The organism is Dehalobacter sp. DCM (genome assembly GCF_024972775.1).
Taxonomy (GTDB): Bacteria; Bacillota; Desulfitobacteriia; order Desulfitobacteriales; family Syntrophobotulaceae; genus Dehalobacter.
This window is the reverse complement of record NZ_CP092282.1, coordinates 2,736,577-2,754,860: the sequence shown is the minus strand read 5'-3', so window position 1 is coordinate 2,754,860 and position 18,284 is coordinate 2,736,577. Positions and strand designations below refer to the sequence as shown.

Below are 18,284 nucleotides of genomic sequence, written 5' to 3'. Positions count from 1 at the left end.
GGAAATGGTTAATTGATGCGATTTGGATGTGAAAAAAATGGGACTTGAAATTGAACGCAAATATTTAGTTCACGCTCATTTGTTGCCGGTGTTGGAAAAAGGAGAGCGTATGATCCAGGGATACCTGGCGGAGACGCCTTCTATCCGGTTTAGGGTCACCGGCAGTGTGATGGTAATTACGATTAAGGATTATCTCACTCCCAGCAGACGCTTTGAATTAGAGACACCTGTCAAAGAAATCACCGTGGAAGAAATCGAAAAACTGAAATCCTTAGCACTCAGCCCGCCGATTGTTAAGATACGATATAAAATCAGCGACGCTCAGGGGTTAACCTGGGAAATCGACGTCTATGACGGGGATAATAAGGGGTTGATCACCGTTGATATCGAATTGCCCTATGAAAATTATCCACTGGTATTTCCCGAATGGGTCGACAGCAAAAAAGAGATAACCGGAGATATGCGTTATACGAATCTCAATCTCGGACGCAGGCCGTTTATGACATGGAACCCTGAGCGAGCTGACTGACTGCGATTAGTAATTTTATCAATTGCTGTGTATAATAATCTAGAGGATTAGATATGGAGGGATACATTATGTCAGCAATTTTACGGTCAAGGGAGGAAATCCCGCAAGAATATAAATGGAAATTGGAAGATATTTTCTCCAATGATACGGAATGGGAAAATGTCTTCAAGGAGACAGAGAGACTGGTCTCAGTCGCGGCCAAGTACCAAGGAAAACTTTCCGAAGGACCGGAACTATTTGTGGAATGTCTGGAGTGGGCTGATCAATTAAGCCTCAATCTGGAGGAGCTCTTCACGTATGCGCGGATGCGACGTGATGAGGATAACAGGATCTCTCATTATCAAGGGATGACGGACCGCGCAACGATGCTGTCTGTACAGGCTGGCAGCGCCTTGTCGTTTATAGTTCCGGAGATTTTGGCTATTTCTGATGAACGGTTTTCACAAATAAGAAGTGATTCCCGCTTGAATTTCTACGGACACTACTTGGATAACATTTTACGTCAGAAGGAACATGTTCTAAGCCTGGCTGAGGAAAAGATCTTAGCAGAGGCCAGTGAAATGGCTGCCGCCCCCAGTACAATTTTCAGTATGGCCAATGATGCTGACTTGAAAATTGGGACAATACATGACGAAGAAGACAATCAGATCGAACTGACTAAAGGGAATTTTATCAAGTATATGGAGAGCAGTGACCGACGCGTCAGAAAAGATGCTTTTACCACACTCTATGCTGCTTACGGCAGACAGATCAATACGTGGGCCGCTATGCTCAATGCCAGTGTTAAGGCGGAAGTTTTCTACGGAAGAGTAAGGCGTTATAATTCTGCGATTCAAAGTGCTTTGGATGATGATAATGTACCGTTGTCTGTTTATGATGCACTTATTGAAACGGTCCATGCCTATTTGCCGCAATTTCACCGCTATCTGGCTTTGCGCAAAAGAGCATTGGGGGTGGATGAGCTGCACATGTATGATATTTATGTGCCGTTTGTCAAAGAAATGGACGCCCATATCTCGTTTGAAGAGGCTAAATCCATTGTGCGGGACGGGCTAGCGCCGCTGGGGGAAGACTATCTTAACGTATTGGATGAAGGGTATAGCTCAGGCTGGATTGATGTCTATGAAAACATCGGTAAAACAAGCGGCGGTTATTCTTGGGGGACATATGGGTCACACCCGTATGTTTTACTCAATCATCAGGATACGCTCGATTCACTTTTTACCCTGGCGCATGAAATGGGACATTCGCTGCATACGTATTTCTCTAATAAAAACCAACAGCATCTCTATGCCGGCTATAAGATTTTTGTTGCCGAAGTCGCTTCAACGCTCAATGAATCGCTGGTCATGCGGCATATGATCGACACGACGGATGACAAGAAAATGAAAGCTTACTTGATCAATCACTATCTGGAACAATTCCGGGGGACTGTATTCCGGCAAACAATGTTTGCGGAATTCGAGAAGGAGATCCATGCTGCCGTTGAACGAAATGAATCACTGACGGCAGAATACCTTTCCAAGATTTATAAAGATCTGAATTTAAAGTATTTTGGTTCGGAAATTGTTCTTGATGACGAAATAGCAATGGAGTGGAGCCGTATCCCACATTTCTATAATGGATTCTATGTCTATAAATATGCTACCGGATTCTCGGCAGCTACAGCTCTCGCTCAGCAAATCATCGATGAAGGCCAGCCTGCAGTGGAACGCTATATAGAGTTCCTGTCGAGCGGTGGGTCGGATTACCCGATTGAGCTGCTGCGCCATGCCGGTGTGGATATGGAGACCCCGGAGCCTGTTCAAAAAGCTTTGGACGTTTTTATCCGCTTGCTTGACCAATTGGAGGCACTTACCATAGCCCAATAAAACCAAAAGCCGAAAGGATTTGACTAAATCATTGTTTTATTGATACTATAGGTATGGTCTCTAGCTTTAGACAGACTTAAGAAAAAGAAGCCGTGGTCAATAGCCCGGGGCTGATTAAAAAAGAAAGAAAACTGTGTCATATACAGTTGAATTTGGAGGTAAAAAAGTGAGTAGTTCATGCAGCAGTTGCTCAAGTTCTTCATCCTGCTCCGGTAGCTGTCCTAGTGTACCGGAACTGACTGAAGCTCAAAAACTCAGCAAAGTTAAAAATGTCATTGCCATCATGAGTGGAAAAGGCGGCGTTGGGAAATCCTCCACCACCAGTATGTTGGCGGTTAGTTTAAATCGACTGGGTTATCGTGTCGGTATTCTGGATGCCGATGTCACGGGCCCCAGCATTCCTAAAATATTCGGCCTTAAAGGAAAAGCCGGTGCAGAAGAACATGGAATTATTCCTGTGAAATCTGACGGCGGCATTAAAATCATTTCTTTAAATCTAATGATTCCAAATGAAGATGATCCTGTTATCTGGAGAGGACCGGTGATCTCCCAACTTGTCAAGCAATTTTGGACAGATGTCGTATGGGGTGAAATAGACTACCTACTCATCGATCTGCCGCCGGGAACCGGCGATGTTCCTATCAGCGTAATGCAATCCATGCCAGTTGATGGCCTGGTTATTGTTACCAGCCCGCAGCAGCTGGCGAATATGGTTGTCCGTAAAGCGATCAAAATGGCCAATATCTATAAAGCGACATTCTACGGACTTGTTGAAAATATGGCTTACGTCGAATGCCCGGACTGTAAAAAACGGATAGAGATATTTGGTAAGCCGGCTGGAGAGCAGGAGGCAGCGGCTAACGGAATACCTTATCTCGGCCAATTGCCGATTGACCCGAAACTAACCGAACTTTCCGATAACGGCAAAGTTGAAGAATATCATTCAGCTCTGTTTGATGATATCGCGAGTAAAGTCGTCATGCGCAGCCAACAAAAAGCACCGCAGGAAACGGTCTAAGCAATCATCAGGACAAACCCGGAGACAATGAGCGTTGCTCATGTCTCCTTTTTATTCAGTCGCATATTGTGTATAATAAATTAGGGAGGTGTCTATCATTGAAAGAGTCTTCTACCATTCGGGATATTGGGTTAGCGGCGGAAGGACAGCGTAAAATCGACTGGATCAGCCAATATATGCCCGTATTAAATACGCTTCGGACACAGTTTGAAGAAGTGCGTCCCTTTGCAGGGAAAAAGATCGTTATCTGTTTGCATTTAGAAGCAAAAACAGCATACCTTGCCTTGACGGTGCAAGCCGGAGGAGGGGAGGTAGCTGTTGTTGCCAGCAATCCGCTCTCGACACAGGATGATGTTGTTGCTGCTTTGGTAAATAACGGTGTACGCGCCTACGCATGGTATGGTGCAACATTGGAAGAGTACAAAATGCATATTAATAAAGCATTAGATTTTGAGCCCGACTATATCATCGATGACGGCGGAGATTTAGTCTCCACCATTCATTCTTCTCGTCGCGAGCTTCTTCAAATAGTCAAGGGAGGGGCTGAAGAAACCACAACCGGTATACTCCGCTTAAAAGCGATGGCGCGGGAAGGAGAGCTCGGCTTTCCGATGATGGCTGTCAATGATGCCCGGTGTAAGTATCTCTTTGATAATCGCTATGGAACCGGACAGTCGGTTTGGGATGCTATTTTAAGAACGACTAATCTCGTCGTAGCCGGAAAAACAGTTTGTATCGCCGGCTATGGTTGGTGCGGCAAAGGGGTAGCCCTTCGGGCCAGAGGTCTCGGAGCCCGGATCATCATCTGCGAAGTTGATCCGGTCAAGGCCAATGAAGCCTGGATGGATGGTTATGACGTGATGCCGATGAAAGCAGCAGCTTCACAAGCGGATTACTTTATCACGGTTACAGGCAATAAAAATATCATTACCAAAGAGCACTTTCTTCTGATGAAAAATGGAGCAATCATGGCTAATGCCGGGCATTTTGATGTGGAAATATCGAAGCCTGACTTGGAGTCTTTAGCGGTGAATAAACGCAGAGTACGTCATAATACAGATGAATACACGCTTAAGACCGGCCAAAAAATATTCTTATTGGCTGAAGGGAGACTTGTTAATTTGGCGGCCGGAGACGGCCACCCTGCGGAGGTCATGGACATGTCCTTTGCCCTTCAAGCATTGGCGCTGGAATACCTTGTAAAGAATCCCGGAAGCAATAATGGTGTCCATAATGTTCCCGAGTCATTGGACAATAAAGTAGCGTTGATGAAACTCCATTCACTTGGTTTGAATATCGATACGTTAGATGCTGAGCAAAAAGAATATCTTGCCGGCTGGGCTAACGATTAATTTATATTTTAGCGATTGGTTACACGATCGCGTGAGAATTTATTGGAGGAGGCTGTCGTGTGATAGAGGAGTGGACCAACATCACTCACACAATCCATACTCCAGAAGGCGACCTGGTAATTTCCGGTGTGACATCACCGGATCTATTGGAAAAGCTGTCGATTGACGACGGATTGAAAGCTTTTAGGCCAGCGAATAAGCAGAAAAAGGCATTGATTGAAATTAGTCAATTGGAAAAGGGTAAAGTTGTCACTGCCCAAATTTCGGGCGAATTAGTTGGTTATATATCCTTTCATCCACCTGATGACTTTGAACGATGGTCTCAGGGTCCAAAAAATGTTTTGGAGTTGGGTGCAATCGAAGTGTCACCGCGTTACCGGCGGCATGGTATTGCAAAAGAAATGCTGCTGGCTGCATTCCAGGACGAAAAAATGGAAGATTATATCGTACTGGCAACGGAGTATTATTGGCATTGGGATCTGGATAACATCCCTATTTATGAATATCGCGAAATGATGTCCCGACTAATGAATCATGTTAATTTGGTTATTAGGGAAACGGACGATGATGAGATTACCGCACATCCTGCCAATATGCTCATGGTCCGATATGGCAAAAATGTTAGCCAAGGACACATAGAAGAATTTAATGATTTGCTATTCCAAAAGAAAAACCACAGATAGATTATTGTCGTATTGAGCGAAAACAGCTAATCTCGTGTCAACAATAACAGATTTTAGTCGTTTAAATACGGTATGCTTCGTTATAAATGAACTGTGGCATGTGTTTGTATTTTGCAAATTGGCGTTATTATGTATAAAATAGTGTAGAAACTAATAGAATGAATATGGCGAAAGCAAATAATATTTTTAGTTTCAATGTTGTAAGTTTCTCTGGATCATGGAGCGCTATTCTAGTGCGCAAAACGGTCATTCGAGGGCGGGCCTAAGAATCCGCTAAGGGCATACCGATGAAGTTCCTGGTGGTGGCTTGAGACGCCCAGTCTTGGGCTGTTGCTGGGAGTTAAGGACAGAGGGGGATCCGCAACGGCATGCGGGCGCTACCCTTTCTCCGTGGAGGCCTGAGTACGTGGTTTATACAGCTACGGCTTAGGGATGAACCTGCATTAGGAAGGAACTTAGTGCAGTGTAGCCTGCCTTGAGGTGGGAAAGTTGGGAAGGCAATCATGGGACGACTGGTGTTGGCAAACAGCTGTTATCCTGCCGGAAATTCTTTTCTGCAAAAGAGGCTAGGATGGCCGGGAGTGTTAAGGAAAACTTCTAGAGCGTACAATAGAAAAGGATTGAAGTGCGGACTAAGTGGCGATCAAGTTTCAAATATGGCGACATATTGGACCGGGGGGAAGGGGAAACCGCCCTTGAAGGAAACCATAGGGATCCCGGTGGGAAAACCTACTTGACCTAAGCCGCAACATTTACTTTTCTTTATCCTACCATCTACAAACTTACAAAGAGTTAAAAAAAGAGGCTTTGCACTTCGAACGGTGTTGTTCATGGGCAATAGCCTTTCTTTTTTAGGTATTATTAATTAATTTCGCATTTTCAATTTTAATGTCTATCGTTAGCTTTCTTCCGCACAAACAATTTTACGAGTCATCTTATCTTTGCTTTCGACTTTATTCAAGATACGAACAGCTTCATCCAGTGCAGCCTCAAATTCAATCTTTTCAGAGGAACTCAGCACGCTGAATTTTTGGTCCAGGTACTCGTCAAGTGATTGTATGATGCGATCTACCAAGCTAGAACCCTCTTCGGTAAGAGAGAGATAATTGACTCTGCGGTCGGTTTCGGAACGCTTGCGGGTAACAAGACCCATGCCGATCAGGTTATCAATCAAGGTTGTAAAAGAACCTTTTTCTAAACCCGAAATTTTGCTTATCTCACTCATATTTTTATCGGGGTTATGCTTAATAAATGTCAATACTTTTTCTTGAGTCTTATTTATCGGTAAGTTTAATTGAGAGGCATCGTAACCAGAGAATATTTGCCGATAGATGATAGCAAAATAAGCAAAATTATCGATCATATGTTTATAATTCATGAGTTAATTATCTCCTTTTGAAAAAGAAATACGTTTACTTTCAAGGGGTCGATTGCTCAATGGTCTCACTTTTTAGTTCGGAAAATGAACTGGAACCGATGAAAACTGCACCTTGGTCAATTTTTAATTGTTTTGTCTTAATATCACCAAAAAGTCGGGCTGTTGGGCTTAATTCAAGCAGATCGGTGATAGTCACATTGCCATGCACCTCGCCAGCTAAAGTCACTGTGTTGGCTTGGATATTGGCCTTTAAAACAGCGGATTGGCCAATGATCAAATCGCCAGCGACAATAACCGTTCCTTCAATTCTGCCATCGATTCGAACATTTCCGTCTGATATTAAGGATCCTTTTAAGTCACAGTCTTCAGCGAGATATGTAATATTGGTACTTGAACTAATATTACGGATAGTCGGTTTGGTATCATTATCTTTTTTACTAAACATACCGATACACTCCTCTAGCGCTAACTTAATATTATCGCGTCTTTTTATTGCTCAACAGTTTTCGTAGTAAAAACTAAGGGGTCAACAAGTTTTCCGTTGATATATGCTCCATAGTGGAGGTGGCTGCCGGTGCTGCGGCCGGAATTACCGCTGTAGGCAATGACTTCGCCTTTTTGGACTTCGTCACCGGCACTCACCGTAAGTTTAGAGTTATGCGCATAGAAAGTGACAATGCCATAACCATGATCAATGTCAATTTTTCTTCCCCAATACCCGTCGTAACCCGCAAAGGTCACAGTCCCGGCTGCTGTTGCGCGGACCGGTGTGGCGTAATCACAGGCGATATCGATTCCAGAGTGGAATTCGCTGCTCCAGCCGCCAAAAGGGTTGCGACGATAGCCAAATTCGGAAGAAAGCTCTCCAGAAACCGGCATGATGGACGGCGTATGATTTAATTTATTCTCATATTCAACAGCAATGGCGTAGTATTTTTGCATTGATTCCATTTGAGAATCAATCATCAAAGAAGCCTGGTCCAAATTTCGCGATGCCGACGTGGGTTCAAGTGAAATGCCGCCGCGGCTGATTTCGGATGAATTTGATCTGGCTTGGTTTATTTTTAAGATCCCCGCGATCCGTGATTCCATCACAGCGATTGCAGACAACCTTTCATTAATTTCAGCACTTTTACCATTGAGCCTGGCTATTTCCAAATTCTTAGCTTGAAGTTGCTCTTCAAGTTCATTGATATAGGCAATTTTTCCTTCATAGACATTGATATAATGGATTTGGTAAATATCATGAACAAATAATCCGGTAAAAAACATGCCCAGCGCAATGGAAGTGCCAATAAAAAATTTTTTTGTTTTAATCGAAAATTGTATTTGACGCGGTTTTTTATCATGATCGGAGGGGATGATGATAATTGAGTACTTTTGCTTCAAAATATCACTCCTGAAACAAGACACAAAATACGAAAATATCACTATTTTCGTATTTTGTGCGCTTAATTTGTCCATTTCTTAGGATAAACGTCTTTAATAATAATGTCAAGCAAATACATCCTATCTGGTCTACGCACCAAAGTACCGGCGGTATGCGGAGCACGAATTCTGATATTGGAATAGACGGTACTAGGAGATCATACTCGAATTAGTTACTCAGATTACATTAGAGTAAGGTCGCCTGCACAATGCCTACGTCAAGCGGAGCACGGCTCTTTGACGGCCATGGATGGCCTAATGTCGCAGACACCATGGAGGGTGTAGGAGCAGCAAGGCCATGGATGGCCTAATGCCGCAGTGCCATGGATGGCAAAGAACGTTGTACTAGTACAACGTATTTGAAATAACTACACAAAAGATTATCTCAAGCATTTACTTCAAATTAGGTCTGCGTGCTACAGTTCCGGCGACAAGCGGAGCATGGATTGCGTCGCGCGGCTCTTTGTGCCATGGAGGGCACAAGAGCCGAAAGCGGAATGTGGCATGCAGACCAACCGCAGAATAAAGCTTACGTATTTGTTTGCCTAGTTATTTTGAATACAATGTACTAGTCCTGTAAAGGATGAAAGTAATCAACCACTTCTTCGGCAACGTTTGCATTTAAACCGGCATTCTTCAAGTCATCAACCGACGCATTTTTTATATCATCGAATGTTTGAAAAGCCTTCAGGAGCATAAGCTTGCGCTTGGGCCCAATACCAGGGATATTGTCCAACTCGGAGGCTTTCATTGTTTTGATCCGCTGTTGGCGGTGGAACGTAATAGCAAAGCGGTGGACTTCATCCTGAATCCGCTGAATTAAGCGAAAGACCTCAGTCCGTTCACCGATTGCGAGCTCTTTTCCTGCTTTGTTGATTAGTGTTCGGGTTTCGTGACGGTCATTTTTAACCATACCGGCAATAGGAATCGTTAAACCCAATTTATGAAGCGATTCCAGTGCCGCTTTAACCTGTCCCTTGCCGCCATCAACAAGAATGAGGTCCGGTAAACAAAGACCTTCTTGCAATAAACGGGAATAACGTCGGCCAATCACATGTTTAAGATACGCCGTATCGTCATTATTATCTGGGAGTGGTGCAATATTGAACTTACGGTAATTTGAACGAAACGGTTTTCCATCTTTAAACTGAACCATACCACCCACAATATTGCTGCCATAAAGCCCTGAAATATCAAAGGCTTCAATCGTATCTGCCTTAGATATACCCAAGACCTCAGCCAAACCGCCGACAGTCTTTTGTTGTTCCGCTTCTTTTTCTTTTTCCAGCTGGACCTTTTCTTTGAGCACGGTCTCGGCATTCGATGCTGCCATAGACAGGAGTTGTTTCGTCTTGCCTTTTTTGGGGATCACGATAGGTAAAATATCCATGACAGAGGTCGATTTTATTTCAGGAATACATATTTCGTCGGGAATCAGGGCTTTATTCGTATAGTATTGCAATAAAAAAGAAATAAATGATTCTTCGGGCTCATCATAATACGCAAAGAAAAAGCCATCCCGTGTAACTAAATTACCCTGACGGAAACACAAGATTTGAATACTGATCAACTCGTCGTTAAAGGCATAAGCAACAAAATCACGATTACGATAATCATTCAGCGTGATATTTTGTTTTTCACTGATTAATTTTAGATCGCTGATCAAGTCCCTATATTCCCGGGCCGCCTCGAATTCAAGCGCTGCAGCGGCTTTAGTCATCTTTTCTTCCAACCATTTGATAATGCTTTTTTGGTTGCCGCGAAGAAATAAGGTTGATTTTTCCAGAACATCCTGATAGTTATCAGGGGTGATATCACGGATACAAGGACCAAGGCATTGACCAAGATGGAAGTACAAGCACGCCTTAGAGGGAATCTGGCTGCACTTGCGAAAAGGAAACAGTCGATTCAGTAAGCGGGCTGTTTCCCTGGCTGCTGTCGCACTGGGATAAGGGCCGAAATACTTGCCTGCCTTTTTAGATACTTTGCGGGTGACGAGGATACGTGGATGCTTTTCGGCTGTAATTAGGATATACGGGTAGGATTTATCATCTTTCAGCAGGATATTATAGTAGGGATCGTATTTCTTAATCAGGTTGCATTCCAGCAGAAGTGCTTCAACTTCTGTTAATGTCAGAATATATTCAAAGTCGGCAATTTCGCTGACGAGTTTTTGGGTCTTTTGATCATGAGATCCTGTAAAATAGGAGCGGACTCTATTCTTGAGTACTTTTGCCTTTCCTACATATATGATATTCCCGGAGGCGTTTTTCATTAAATAGACTCCCGGAGAATCCGGCAGGAGAGACAGTTTTTTCTTAAATACATCCACCAAAAGAATCACCTCCGTTGGTTGTTCGGTTATATAGATTGTATCATATTCTGCTCATGTATCACGTATAATTTCAGGGGTGGTATTATGAGAAATAACACCTGGGGACATCCCCCCAAAAACGATCTGTGGGGCGACTTCCAGGCCCTTGCGATATGGATATTTATTATTGGTGTTGTGGGCTATTTGCTCTTCCCGGATTTTTTCCATAAGGTTTATGATCAACTTGCTTTTTCGGGAGAGTCGATAGAGACAATTGATGAAATAACGCTGCCGACAACAACCGACGAAGCGGATGATACAACCGTTGACACCGACGATAGTGATCTGCCCAGTGTTTACAATTCGCTGTATACCGGGGACAGTGAAATATCGGATGGGTACTGGGCGATTTTTGTACAGGATAATGAATTCCAACAGCTTGCCTTATCCAGTGAGAGCTATGGCTATATTTTAAAAATAATTGACAGTGATACGAAAGGACAAGCGAAAAAAATATTGCTGTTATCTTCTAATGGACAAATTCACAAATACACGGTTACGGAAGAAATGTACAATATTATTCTGAATCTAAATAAAATCAACACACGGTCAGGATTGATATAGCTTGTACTAATTAACGGAAGAGAAGTTTAGCCCCCCCGGCGAATAGCAGGAGACCTAACAGTTGCCAAGGGTTCCAGCTTATTTTTTGTACACCAAAAAGTCCAAAGTGATCAATAAGAACCGCCATGCCAACCTGACCCAGTATAATCGCTGTTGTTGCATTACAGACACCGATCTTCGATATCGAAACGGCAACAAGCGCAATAATCGCAACACTTAATACGCCGCCGAGGTAAAGGTACCAGGGGATCTGGTTCCATTTATGCGAAGATAAAGGAACTTTCCATATGACAACAGCGCCAAGGGCAATAATACTGCCTAAGATGTGGACGATCAAAGTTGATGAAAGCAAAGAAGATTTTTGACTCAATTGGGAATTTAATGTTCCTTGCAAGGCCATCGCGGCTCCGGATAACGCAGCAAGTACCGCTGGGATAGAAAGAAGTTTCAGCATTCTCTAACCTCCGGAATATTATCGAATATATTAAATACATAGATACAATAATGATTGTTTTTATTATGGGCAAGGACACCAAGTTAGTAAAAAATATTATAGTATTTGTTTTAGGACACAGGGAAAAATGAAATTACTGAGACATAGAAAAGAGGTGTTACGATGAGTTTTGATCCGGAATTGGTCAAGAGAGCGCAAATGTTGCTTACGCTAGATCATTCCTTGACGCAGGTAAAAGATATCTTGTTAAGGGAAGGCTATCCGGATGATCAAGTAGCAGAGTTGATCGATGCCACAGAAGAAGTTCTCAACTATTTTGTTCCTCCGGAGTTTGATGATACAAAAATAGCTATCGATATACGCCATTCGCACAAGGACCGTGATGATCCTTCACCGGATCTGCTAGTGGATCGGCTTAGTGGGCGAATTCAACTGCTAACCCCCCATCTTCAGGAAACATGGCGAGTAGCCAATGAGATTCGTAAAACATTAAAATGCGAATGTCAATACCAATAACAGGGACAGCTTAATCCCTGTTTATTTTTACATAATTGCTGCAAAAATATGTAGTTTGGACTTGGCAAACCATAAAATATTCTTTACTATTATAATCATATTTAGGAACCATAATTAAATATTTAATGACTATCAGAAGCAATTCTAAGTTTCCAGGTGATTTAGAATACAGGAGTTTTATGAACATGAGAATTGGAATAATCTCGGATACACATATTCGACAGGGACGAACACTAGCTTCTTATGTCTGGAAAACATTGAGTGAAGTGGATACAATTATTCATGCCGGGGATATCGTGTCCAGAACATTGCTCGATGATTTAGAAACGATAGCACCTGTGATTGCGGTTAGAGGCAATTGTGACTGGTCACTGACCGATCTGCCTGATAAACTCATTGCAGATGTCGGATCCATTAAGATAGGAATAACCCACGGGGCAATGGGATTTGGCAAAGACACCCCAGATAGAGCCTATAATTGTTTCTTAAACGATGAGGTCGATATGATCATTTTTGGCCACAGTCATATCCCGTTTAAGAAATATTTTGAAGGGATATTGATGTTTAATCCTGGATCAGCGTCTGAGCGGAGAAGCCAGGCGCAGTGCTCGATCGGGATATTGACAGTAGATAAGAGGAATTTTAATATACAGCATTTGTATTTTGATTGAAAGGGACCAACCATGAAATTCCGACGAAATAAGATCAAAAGAGAACATAGTATTATTGAAGGTGCCTTGGACTGGCTCGAAGATCTGAGCAAACATCGTCAAATTTCGGATATTATTCCTGGAGTTATTAGCGTTACCAATTCCAAAGAGCGTGGTGCGGCCTATCAGTACGAAACACCAACAGGATGCAAAATCCTTTTAAAAAACGGGGGTTCCATTCAAGAGGCGTTTGTTGTGACAGAGAATACTCAGGTCGTAAAACAATGGGTTGCTAAATTGACAGAGGAATTGGATTTTTTTCGGTCCGCGCTGGATGAAACCTGTAAACAGGCAATTACTTATAAAGATACTATAAACGGTACAGACACGCGTGATTTGCAGAAAGCTCAACAAAAAAGGCCTGATAAGAGAAAAAATCCCAGGACAAAAACCGGTGATCAAACGGGTAACGCTCACGGAGAAATTCCCTTAAGCAACAAGGATAGGCTGCTTAGCGGAATCAAGGAAGAGTATGAGCTGGTGGAAATCAATCAAGGGCTAAGGGATTCACTGGTGGACAGCTTGGCGACCATGGCGGACCACGACGACCCCAGGCTGGAGGAAATCATTGATCACGATATACGGCAAGCATTGACTGAACTGCAAGATAGACTGTCGATGTCTCCCATCAGAAGAAACCCCAAACATTCACCGCAATAAAGATAGTCAACAACGTGTTAATTATTCCCATCTAATAGTATAAAGTTAAATAAATAAGACGGAGATAATCCTCAAACACTATTCTTAATAAGAATTAGTCAGGAGGATTCTTTATTATGTCTCTACAACAGCATGATAACGCAGGTTTAGCAAATAGTGTTTGAAGCCGGTTTACTTACTGGTAAAACATAACGATCGCCTGTGTCAGAGGATTCAACAGGACTTGACCGAAGAGCGTTCCCAGGAGTTTCGCGCTCATCAGGATGACGACGAGAGCTTTAACATCGTCATACGGACGATGTTGTTTTAAAGCCTGATCCGTAATGATCGACGATTTTGGGTCGATAAAAAGCATAAACAGAATATTAGCCGCTGTGTTGAATATGCCGGCTGACGCTGCGGCGGCCAGTCGATGGTCTGAAGTCACAAGGGAAGCCGCATAATAGGCTGACATCCCGCCAATAGTATAAATACCGGTCACGAGGGCATTGAGTGTGATCAATTCGCGGGGGACTATATTAAAAGGTAAATTGCGGAACATATTTTTTACTGGAAAAACAAAATAATTGGACAAGCGGACGACGCTGCCAGACTTAAATGCATTGAGGACAATCGATGGAACCGATCCTGTTCTCTCAAGGTTATAAACGGCTTTAGAAAATATCCTTAAAAAGGTTGGCGTAAAAAAGATACCAAAAAATGTCCCAGTGGTTGAGGCTAGGATGATTATGCGCAATTGCGGAAGTGGATCGGTATTTAATCTCATGGCATTGTCAATAAGTCCACCAATTAAAGGTGCTTGTATGGAGTGTGCAATCAGCGATATCAGATAAAATAAATTAAACAACGAGGCAGATAGCGCAAATTGACCGCTTTTTACAGCGTTCAGACGAACAGAGTAGGCGAACGTATCAATCAGGTGAATAACAAACGTGATGATAAGCAATTGAACGAGATCTGAAGGCATGGATACACCCCCATCTTTGGTAATGAGTATGCCTGGGGGAAAGGATATATGATTACAATAAATAAGGCGATATCGCTAAGCTACTTAAAAGTAGCTGCAACGATATCGCCGTTTTCTATTCTGCAATTGTGTTTGTTAGCAACAAAATTTATGGCACGAGCCCCACTCAAGTGGAATGTGCTGATGAAGCCTAATTATTTCGCTGTGGGTTTCCCTCTGTTTTTATCTGCGCCTTTGCCGGTCGAATTATAGAAGCAGGTATCCCTGGCTTCTTCGGGAAGGTAATCCTGTCGCACCCAATTTCCAGGATAAGCATGCGGATAAAGATAATCGATCCCATGTCCCAGCTTTTTGGCACCGGGGTAAGAAGCGTCACGAAGATGAATGGGGACTTGTCCGGCTTTTTTCATTCGAACATATTCCTGAGCATTACTGATTGCGGTTACGACGGAGTTGCTCTTCGGCGCTGTGGCAATCGCTAACACAGCCTGAGCCATCGGGATCCGCGCCTCCGGTAAACCCACCCATTCCAAGGCGTTAGCGGCAGCATGGGCCTGAAGCATGACCAGCGGATCAGCCAATCCGACATCTTCGGAAGCATGAACAATAATCCTGCGCATGATAAAACGCGGATCCTCACCGGACTCCAACAGGATGGCGAACCAATAGAGGGCCGCATCCGGGTCAGAGCCGCGCATGCTTTTGATCATTGCTGAGATGATGTCATAATGGTTATCGCCATTTTTATCAAAACGAAAATGTCTTTGCTGAACCGATTCCTTCGCTATTTCCAGGCTGATCCTGCGGATGCCGTTTTCCGGGGCAGTGGTGAGTACGGCTAATTCCAGAGCATTCAGCGCCCGGCGCAGATCACCGCCGGCGTAATCGATCCAGTGAGCAAAGGCTTCATTCGCTATTTCTACATGATAGCTGCCCAACCCACGTGTCTCATCCTTTATGGCCTGTTCCAATCCCATACGAATTTCTTCATCCGAAAGAGGATGCAATTGAAACAATGTCGACCGGCTTAATAGAGCAGAATTGATCTCAAAGTACGGGTTTTCAGTAGTTGCTCCGATAAAGGAAATAATACCGCGTTCAATGGCTGGCAGAAGAACATCCTGCTGACCTTTGTTGAATCGATGAACTTCATCGCAAAAGACAAGTGTTTTTTGCTGATAAAGGTGAAGATTTTCCTCGGCTTTCTCAAGTATTTCCCGGAGATCTTTCACGCCGGAAGAAACAGCGTTGATCCGAACAAAATTCGAGGTCGTTTTATTGGCAATGACTTGCGCTAGCGAGGTTTTTCCTGTACCGGGAGGCCCATAAAGAATGATCGAGGTCACTCTGTCTGCTTCAATTGCCCGGCGCAGGAGCTTTCCGGGTCCAAGAATATCGTGCTGCCCGATAAATTCATCAAGAGTCCGTGGACGCATTCTGTCGGCTAAAGGGGCGACTTTGCTCGCATCGAAGGCTGTGGAAAAAAGATTCACTTCGTTTTTCCTCCCAAAAAGGTCAAAAAATGACCCAAAATATTAGCAGTAGGTATCAATAACCATGGAATAAAAAATCACTATCATATGAAAGATAAATACATTATAACAAATCTCGTGCCATGTCAACCGGTAATCTGATAATATAAATTATTTGTATTGACAAATTCCGATTGGTTTAGTAGGATATAAATAATCTATTAGTACAATCATAAAACGTATGACGAGGTGATGATATGCGGTTTTCAACCCGGGGGCGGTACGGTGTGCAGATTATGGTTGATCTGGCACAGCACACGGCTGAAGGGCCAATATCTCTTAAAAGTGTCGCTGATAGACAGAAACTATCGGAAAACTACCTGGAGCAGCTCGTTCCGGAATTACGCCGGGCAGGGCTTGTGAAAAGCATTCGCGGCCCTCAAGGTGGGTATATACTTGCAAAAAAACCAGAGGATATTAATATAGGCGACGTGATTCGCGTTTTGGAGGGACCCATAGCACCAGTTGAATGCGACAAGCAGGCTGAAAAAAACTGCTGTGAAAAAACTAAATTCTGCGTGAACCGAGAGGTTTGGGTGAGAGTCAGGGACTCAATCAACGATGTTGTTAATTCCATTACGTTAGCCGACCTACTTCAGGACAATAATAAAAACGAGCTTATAAATGGAGGATGAATATGAAGCGGATATATCTTGATCATAGTGCGACAACGCCGGTGGACCCGCAGGTTGCCGAGTTAATGATGACCTATTTTACTGAGTATTACGGTAACCCTTCCAGTGTCCATTATTTTGGCAGGCAGGTCCGTAAAGCATTAGATAATGCGCGGGAACAGGTTGCATCCCTCATTGGGGCGAACCCAAAGGAGATAACCTTCACCAGTGGTGGAACCGAAGCAGATAATCTGGCGATTCAGGGAGCAGCCAGAGCACGATTAAAAAAAGGGAACCACTTAATTACGTCAGCGATTGAGCATCATGCGGTACTGGATACATTTAAGTATCTCAAAAATAACGGCTATGAAATAACTATCTTACCGGTGGATGAGGAAGGTCTCATCCGGCTTGAAGACGTCAGAGATGCCATTCGCCCGGAAACGATACTGATTAGTATCATGCATGCCAATAATGAGGTCGGCGCCATCCAACCAGTGGAGGAAGTCGGCAAAATAGCAAGAGAAAAGGGAATCTTATTTCATGTTGATGCTGTTCAGTCACTTGGTAAACTGGATATCGATGTCAATAAAATGAATGTGGACTTATTGACGATTTCCAGTCATAAAATTTATGGTCCCAAAGGGGTTGGCGCCTTATATATTCGTAATGGCGTCCGCATCTCGCCGCTCGTCTTTGGCGGTTCTCAGGAACGAAAGATTCGCTCCGGGACAGAAAACGCGCCTGGAATCATTGGTTTTGGTAAAGCCTGTGAATTGGCTGGACAGCGGATGCATGAAGAAAATAAGGAACTTGTCCGCATGCGGGATAAATTACTCAATGGTATTTTGAACAGCATTGAGGATGTTAAAGTAAACGGCCCGCGCGGCGATAAACGTCTGGCGAATAACGTCAATATCAGTATCCAGTTTATTGAAGGTGAGTCATTACTTTTAAGTCTGGATATGATTGGAATAGCTGGCTCCAGCGGCTCAGCATGTACTTCCGGTTCATTGGATCCTTCCCATGTTCTGCTGGCGATGGGATTGACCCATGAAGTGGCACACGGATCGCTTCGACTTTCTCTGGGCAGACAGAACACCGATGAAGAAATTGACTTTGTACTGCAAGAGCTGCCAAAGATCGTCCAACGTCTAAGGGATATGTCCCCCTTATATCATGCAGCCAACAGCTAAAAAACGAAAAGCCAAAAATCGAATACACACAATCGTTATTCAGAAATGGAGTGAGTTTTATGTACTCAGAAAAAGTCATCGATCATTTTACCAACCCGCGTAATGTGGGTGAGATTGAGAATGCTGATGGTATAGGTCAGGTCGGTAATGCCAAATGCGGGGATATAATGCGTATTTCTCTTGTGGTTGAAGAGGATGTTATCAAAGATATCAAGTTTAAAACATTCGGCTGTGGCGCTGCAGTTGCCACCAGTAGCATGGTTACGGAAATGGTCAAGGGGAAGACTTTGGATGAAGCGTTACAAGTGACAAATGCCGCTGTAGCCGAAGCTCTGGACGGTTTACCGGAAACAAAACTGCATTGCTCTAACCTTGCTGCAGATGCTGTTCATGCGGCGATCAAGGATTATATGGAGAAGAAGACAAAGATTTAAGGAA

19 protein-coding genes are annotated in these 18,284 nt (G+C 43.5%); 12 read left to right on the top strand and 7 right to left on the bottom strand.

Translation table 11 applies throughout. From position 1 onward, the window contains the following. The first annotated feature begins 37 nt into the window (after positions 1–37). From LPY66_RS12820 to LPY66_RS12800, 5 genes are all read left to right on the top strand, one after another. Entirely contained in the window at positions 38–529 is a 492-nt protein-coding gene (locus tag LPY66_RS12820; RefSeq protein WP_337984722.1) for a CYTH domain-containing protein, read from the top strand. Between the two features lie 68 nt (positions 530–597). Beyond that, on the top strand, positions 598–2,400 hold the full coding sequence (pepF, locus tag LPY66_RS12815; RefSeq protein WP_337984721.1) for an oligoendopeptidase F: 1,803 nt from the start codon (positions 598–600) through the stop codon (positions 2,398–2,400). 166 nt (positions 2,401–2,566) lie between these two features. Further along, positions 2,567–3,418, top strand: a complete 852-nt coding sequence (locus tag LPY66_RS12810) for an Mrp/NBP35 family ATP-binding protein (RefSeq protein ID WP_337984720.1) — start codon at positions 2,567–2,569, stop codon at positions 3,416–3,418. A 98-nt stretch (positions 3,419–3,516) separates the two neighbouring features. After that, positions 3,517–4,770 (top strand): adenosylhomocysteinase, encoded by a 1,254-nt coding sequence (locus tag LPY66_RS12805; RefSeq protein WP_337984719.1) that lies wholly within the window; start codon positions 3,517–3,519, stop codon positions 4,768–4,770. A gap of 59 nt (positions 4,771–4,829) precedes the next feature. Beyond that, positions 4,830–5,453 (top strand): GNAT family N-acetyltransferase, encoded by a 624-nt coding sequence (locus LPY66_RS12800; protein ID WP_337984718.1) that lies wholly within the window; start codon positions 4,830–4,832, stop codon positions 5,451–5,453. An 898-nt stretch (positions 5,454–6,351) separates the two neighbouring features. On the opposite strand, the gene LPY66_RS12795 is transcribed toward LPY66_RS12800, so the two are convergent. The 4 genes from LPY66_RS12795 to uvrC all read right to left on the bottom strand — a co-directional run bounded on the left by LPY66_RS12795 (position 6,352) and on the right by uvrC (position 10,630). Next, entirely contained in the window at positions 6,352–6,831 is a 480-nt protein-coding gene (locus LPY66_RS12795) for a MarR family winged helix-turn-helix transcriptional regulator (protein WP_337984717.1), read from the bottom strand. A 40-nt stretch (positions 6,832–6,871) separates the two neighbouring features. Beyond that, complete coding sequence (locus LPY66_RS12790; RefSeq protein WP_337984716.1) at positions 6,872–7,276, bottom strand: bactofilin family protein; 405 nt, start codon at positions 7,274–7,276, stop codon at positions 6,872–6,874. A 44-nt stretch (positions 7,277–7,320) separates the two neighbouring features. Beyond that, positions 7,321–8,220, bottom strand: a complete 900-nt coding sequence (locus LPY66_RS12785) for a M23 family metallopeptidase (protein ID WP_337984715.1) — start codon at positions 8,218–8,220, stop codon at positions 7,321–7,323. Between the two features lie 607 nt (positions 8,221–8,827). Then, positions 8,828–10,630 (bottom strand): excinuclease ABC subunit UvrC, encoded by a 1,803-nt coding sequence (gene uvrC, locus LPY66_RS12780; protein WP_443112489.1) that lies wholly within the window; start codon positions 10,628–10,630, stop codon positions 8,828–8,830. A 48-nt stretch (positions 10,631–10,678) separates the two neighbouring features. Here uvrC and LPY66_RS12775 point away from each other — a divergent pair, with 48 nt between their 5' ends. Beyond that, positions 10,679–11,197, top strand: coding sequence for a hypothetical protein (locus LPY66_RS12775; RefSeq protein ID WP_337984714.1), 519 nt, complete (start codon positions 10,679–10,681; stop codon positions 11,195–11,197). 10 nt (positions 11,198–11,207) lie between these two features. On the opposite strand, the gene LPY66_RS12770 is transcribed toward LPY66_RS12775, so the two are convergent. Beyond that, positions 11,208–11,651 (bottom strand): DMT family transporter, encoded by a 444-nt coding sequence (locus tag LPY66_RS12770; RefSeq protein WP_337984713.1) that lies wholly within the window; start codon positions 11,649–11,651, stop codon positions 11,208–11,210. A gap of 162 nt (positions 11,652–11,813) precedes the next feature. Here LPY66_RS12770 and LPY66_RS12765 point away from each other — a divergent pair, with 162 nt between their 5' ends. The 3 genes from LPY66_RS12765 (at position 11,814) to LPY66_RS12755 (ending at position 13,537) form a co-directional block, all read left to right on the top strand. Then, positions 11,814–12,167 (top strand): hypothetical protein, encoded by a 354-nt coding sequence (locus LPY66_RS12765; protein ID WP_337984712.1) that lies wholly within the window; start codon positions 11,814–11,816, stop codon positions 12,165–12,167. Positions 12,168–12,352: 185 nt separating this feature from the next. Then, the gene (locus LPY66_RS12760; protein ID WP_337984711.1) at positions 12,353–12,838 is read left to right on the top strand and encodes a metallophosphoesterase family protein; all 486 of its coding nucleotides are present in this window, start codon (positions 12,353–12,355) and stop codon (positions 12,836–12,838) included. A 12-nt stretch (positions 12,839–12,850) separates the two neighbouring features. Next, positions 12,851–13,537, top strand: a complete 687-nt coding sequence (locus LPY66_RS12755) for a DUF2103 domain-containing protein (protein WP_337984710.1) — start codon at positions 12,851–12,853, stop codon at positions 13,535–13,537. A gap of 175 nt (positions 13,538–13,712) precedes the next feature. Here the strand turns inward: LPY66_RS12755 and LPY66_RS12750 are convergent, their stop codons facing one another. Both LPY66_RS12750 and LPY66_RS12745 read right to left on the bottom strand, forming a co-directional pair. Continuing rightward, positions 13,713–14,504: a lipid II flippase Amj family protein gene (locus tag LPY66_RS12750; RefSeq protein WP_337984709.1), complete on the bottom strand. Its 792-nt coding sequence runs from the start codon at positions 14,502–14,504 to the stop codon at positions 13,713–13,715. A 194-nt stretch (positions 14,505–14,698) separates the two neighbouring features. Beyond that, on the bottom strand, positions 14,699–15,997 hold the full coding sequence (locus LPY66_RS12745; RefSeq protein WP_337984708.1) for a replication-associated recombination protein A: 1,299 nt from the start codon (positions 15,995–15,997) through the stop codon (positions 14,699–14,701). A 236-nt stretch (positions 15,998–16,233) separates the two neighbouring features. Here LPY66_RS12745 and LPY66_RS12740 point away from each other — a divergent pair, with 236 nt between their 5' ends. From LPY66_RS12740 to nifU, 3 genes are read left to right on the top strand one after another with little or no spacing between them, the layout of a single operon-like run. Next, a complete protein-coding gene (locus LPY66_RS12740) occupies positions 16,234–16,671 on the top strand; it encodes an RrF2 family transcriptional regulator (RefSeq protein ID WP_337984707.1) in 438 nt (145 codons plus the stop codon). A gap of 2 nt (positions 16,672–16,673) precedes the next feature. Then, complete coding sequence (gene nifS / locus LPY66_RS12735) at positions 16,674–17,846, top strand: cysteine desulfurase NifS (RefSeq protein WP_337984706.1); 1,173 nt, start codon at positions 16,674–16,676, stop codon at positions 17,844–17,846. A 59-nt stretch (positions 17,847–17,905) separates the two neighbouring features. Then, positions 17,906–18,280 carry a Fe-S cluster assembly scaffold protein NifU gene (gene nifU, locus LPY66_RS12730; RefSeq protein WP_337984705.1) on the top strand — a complete coding sequence of 125 codons (375 nt, stop codon included), beginning with the start codon at positions 17,906–17,908 and terminating at the stop codon, positions 18,278–18,280. The last annotated feature ends 4 nt before the right edge of the window (positions 18,281–18,284 follow it).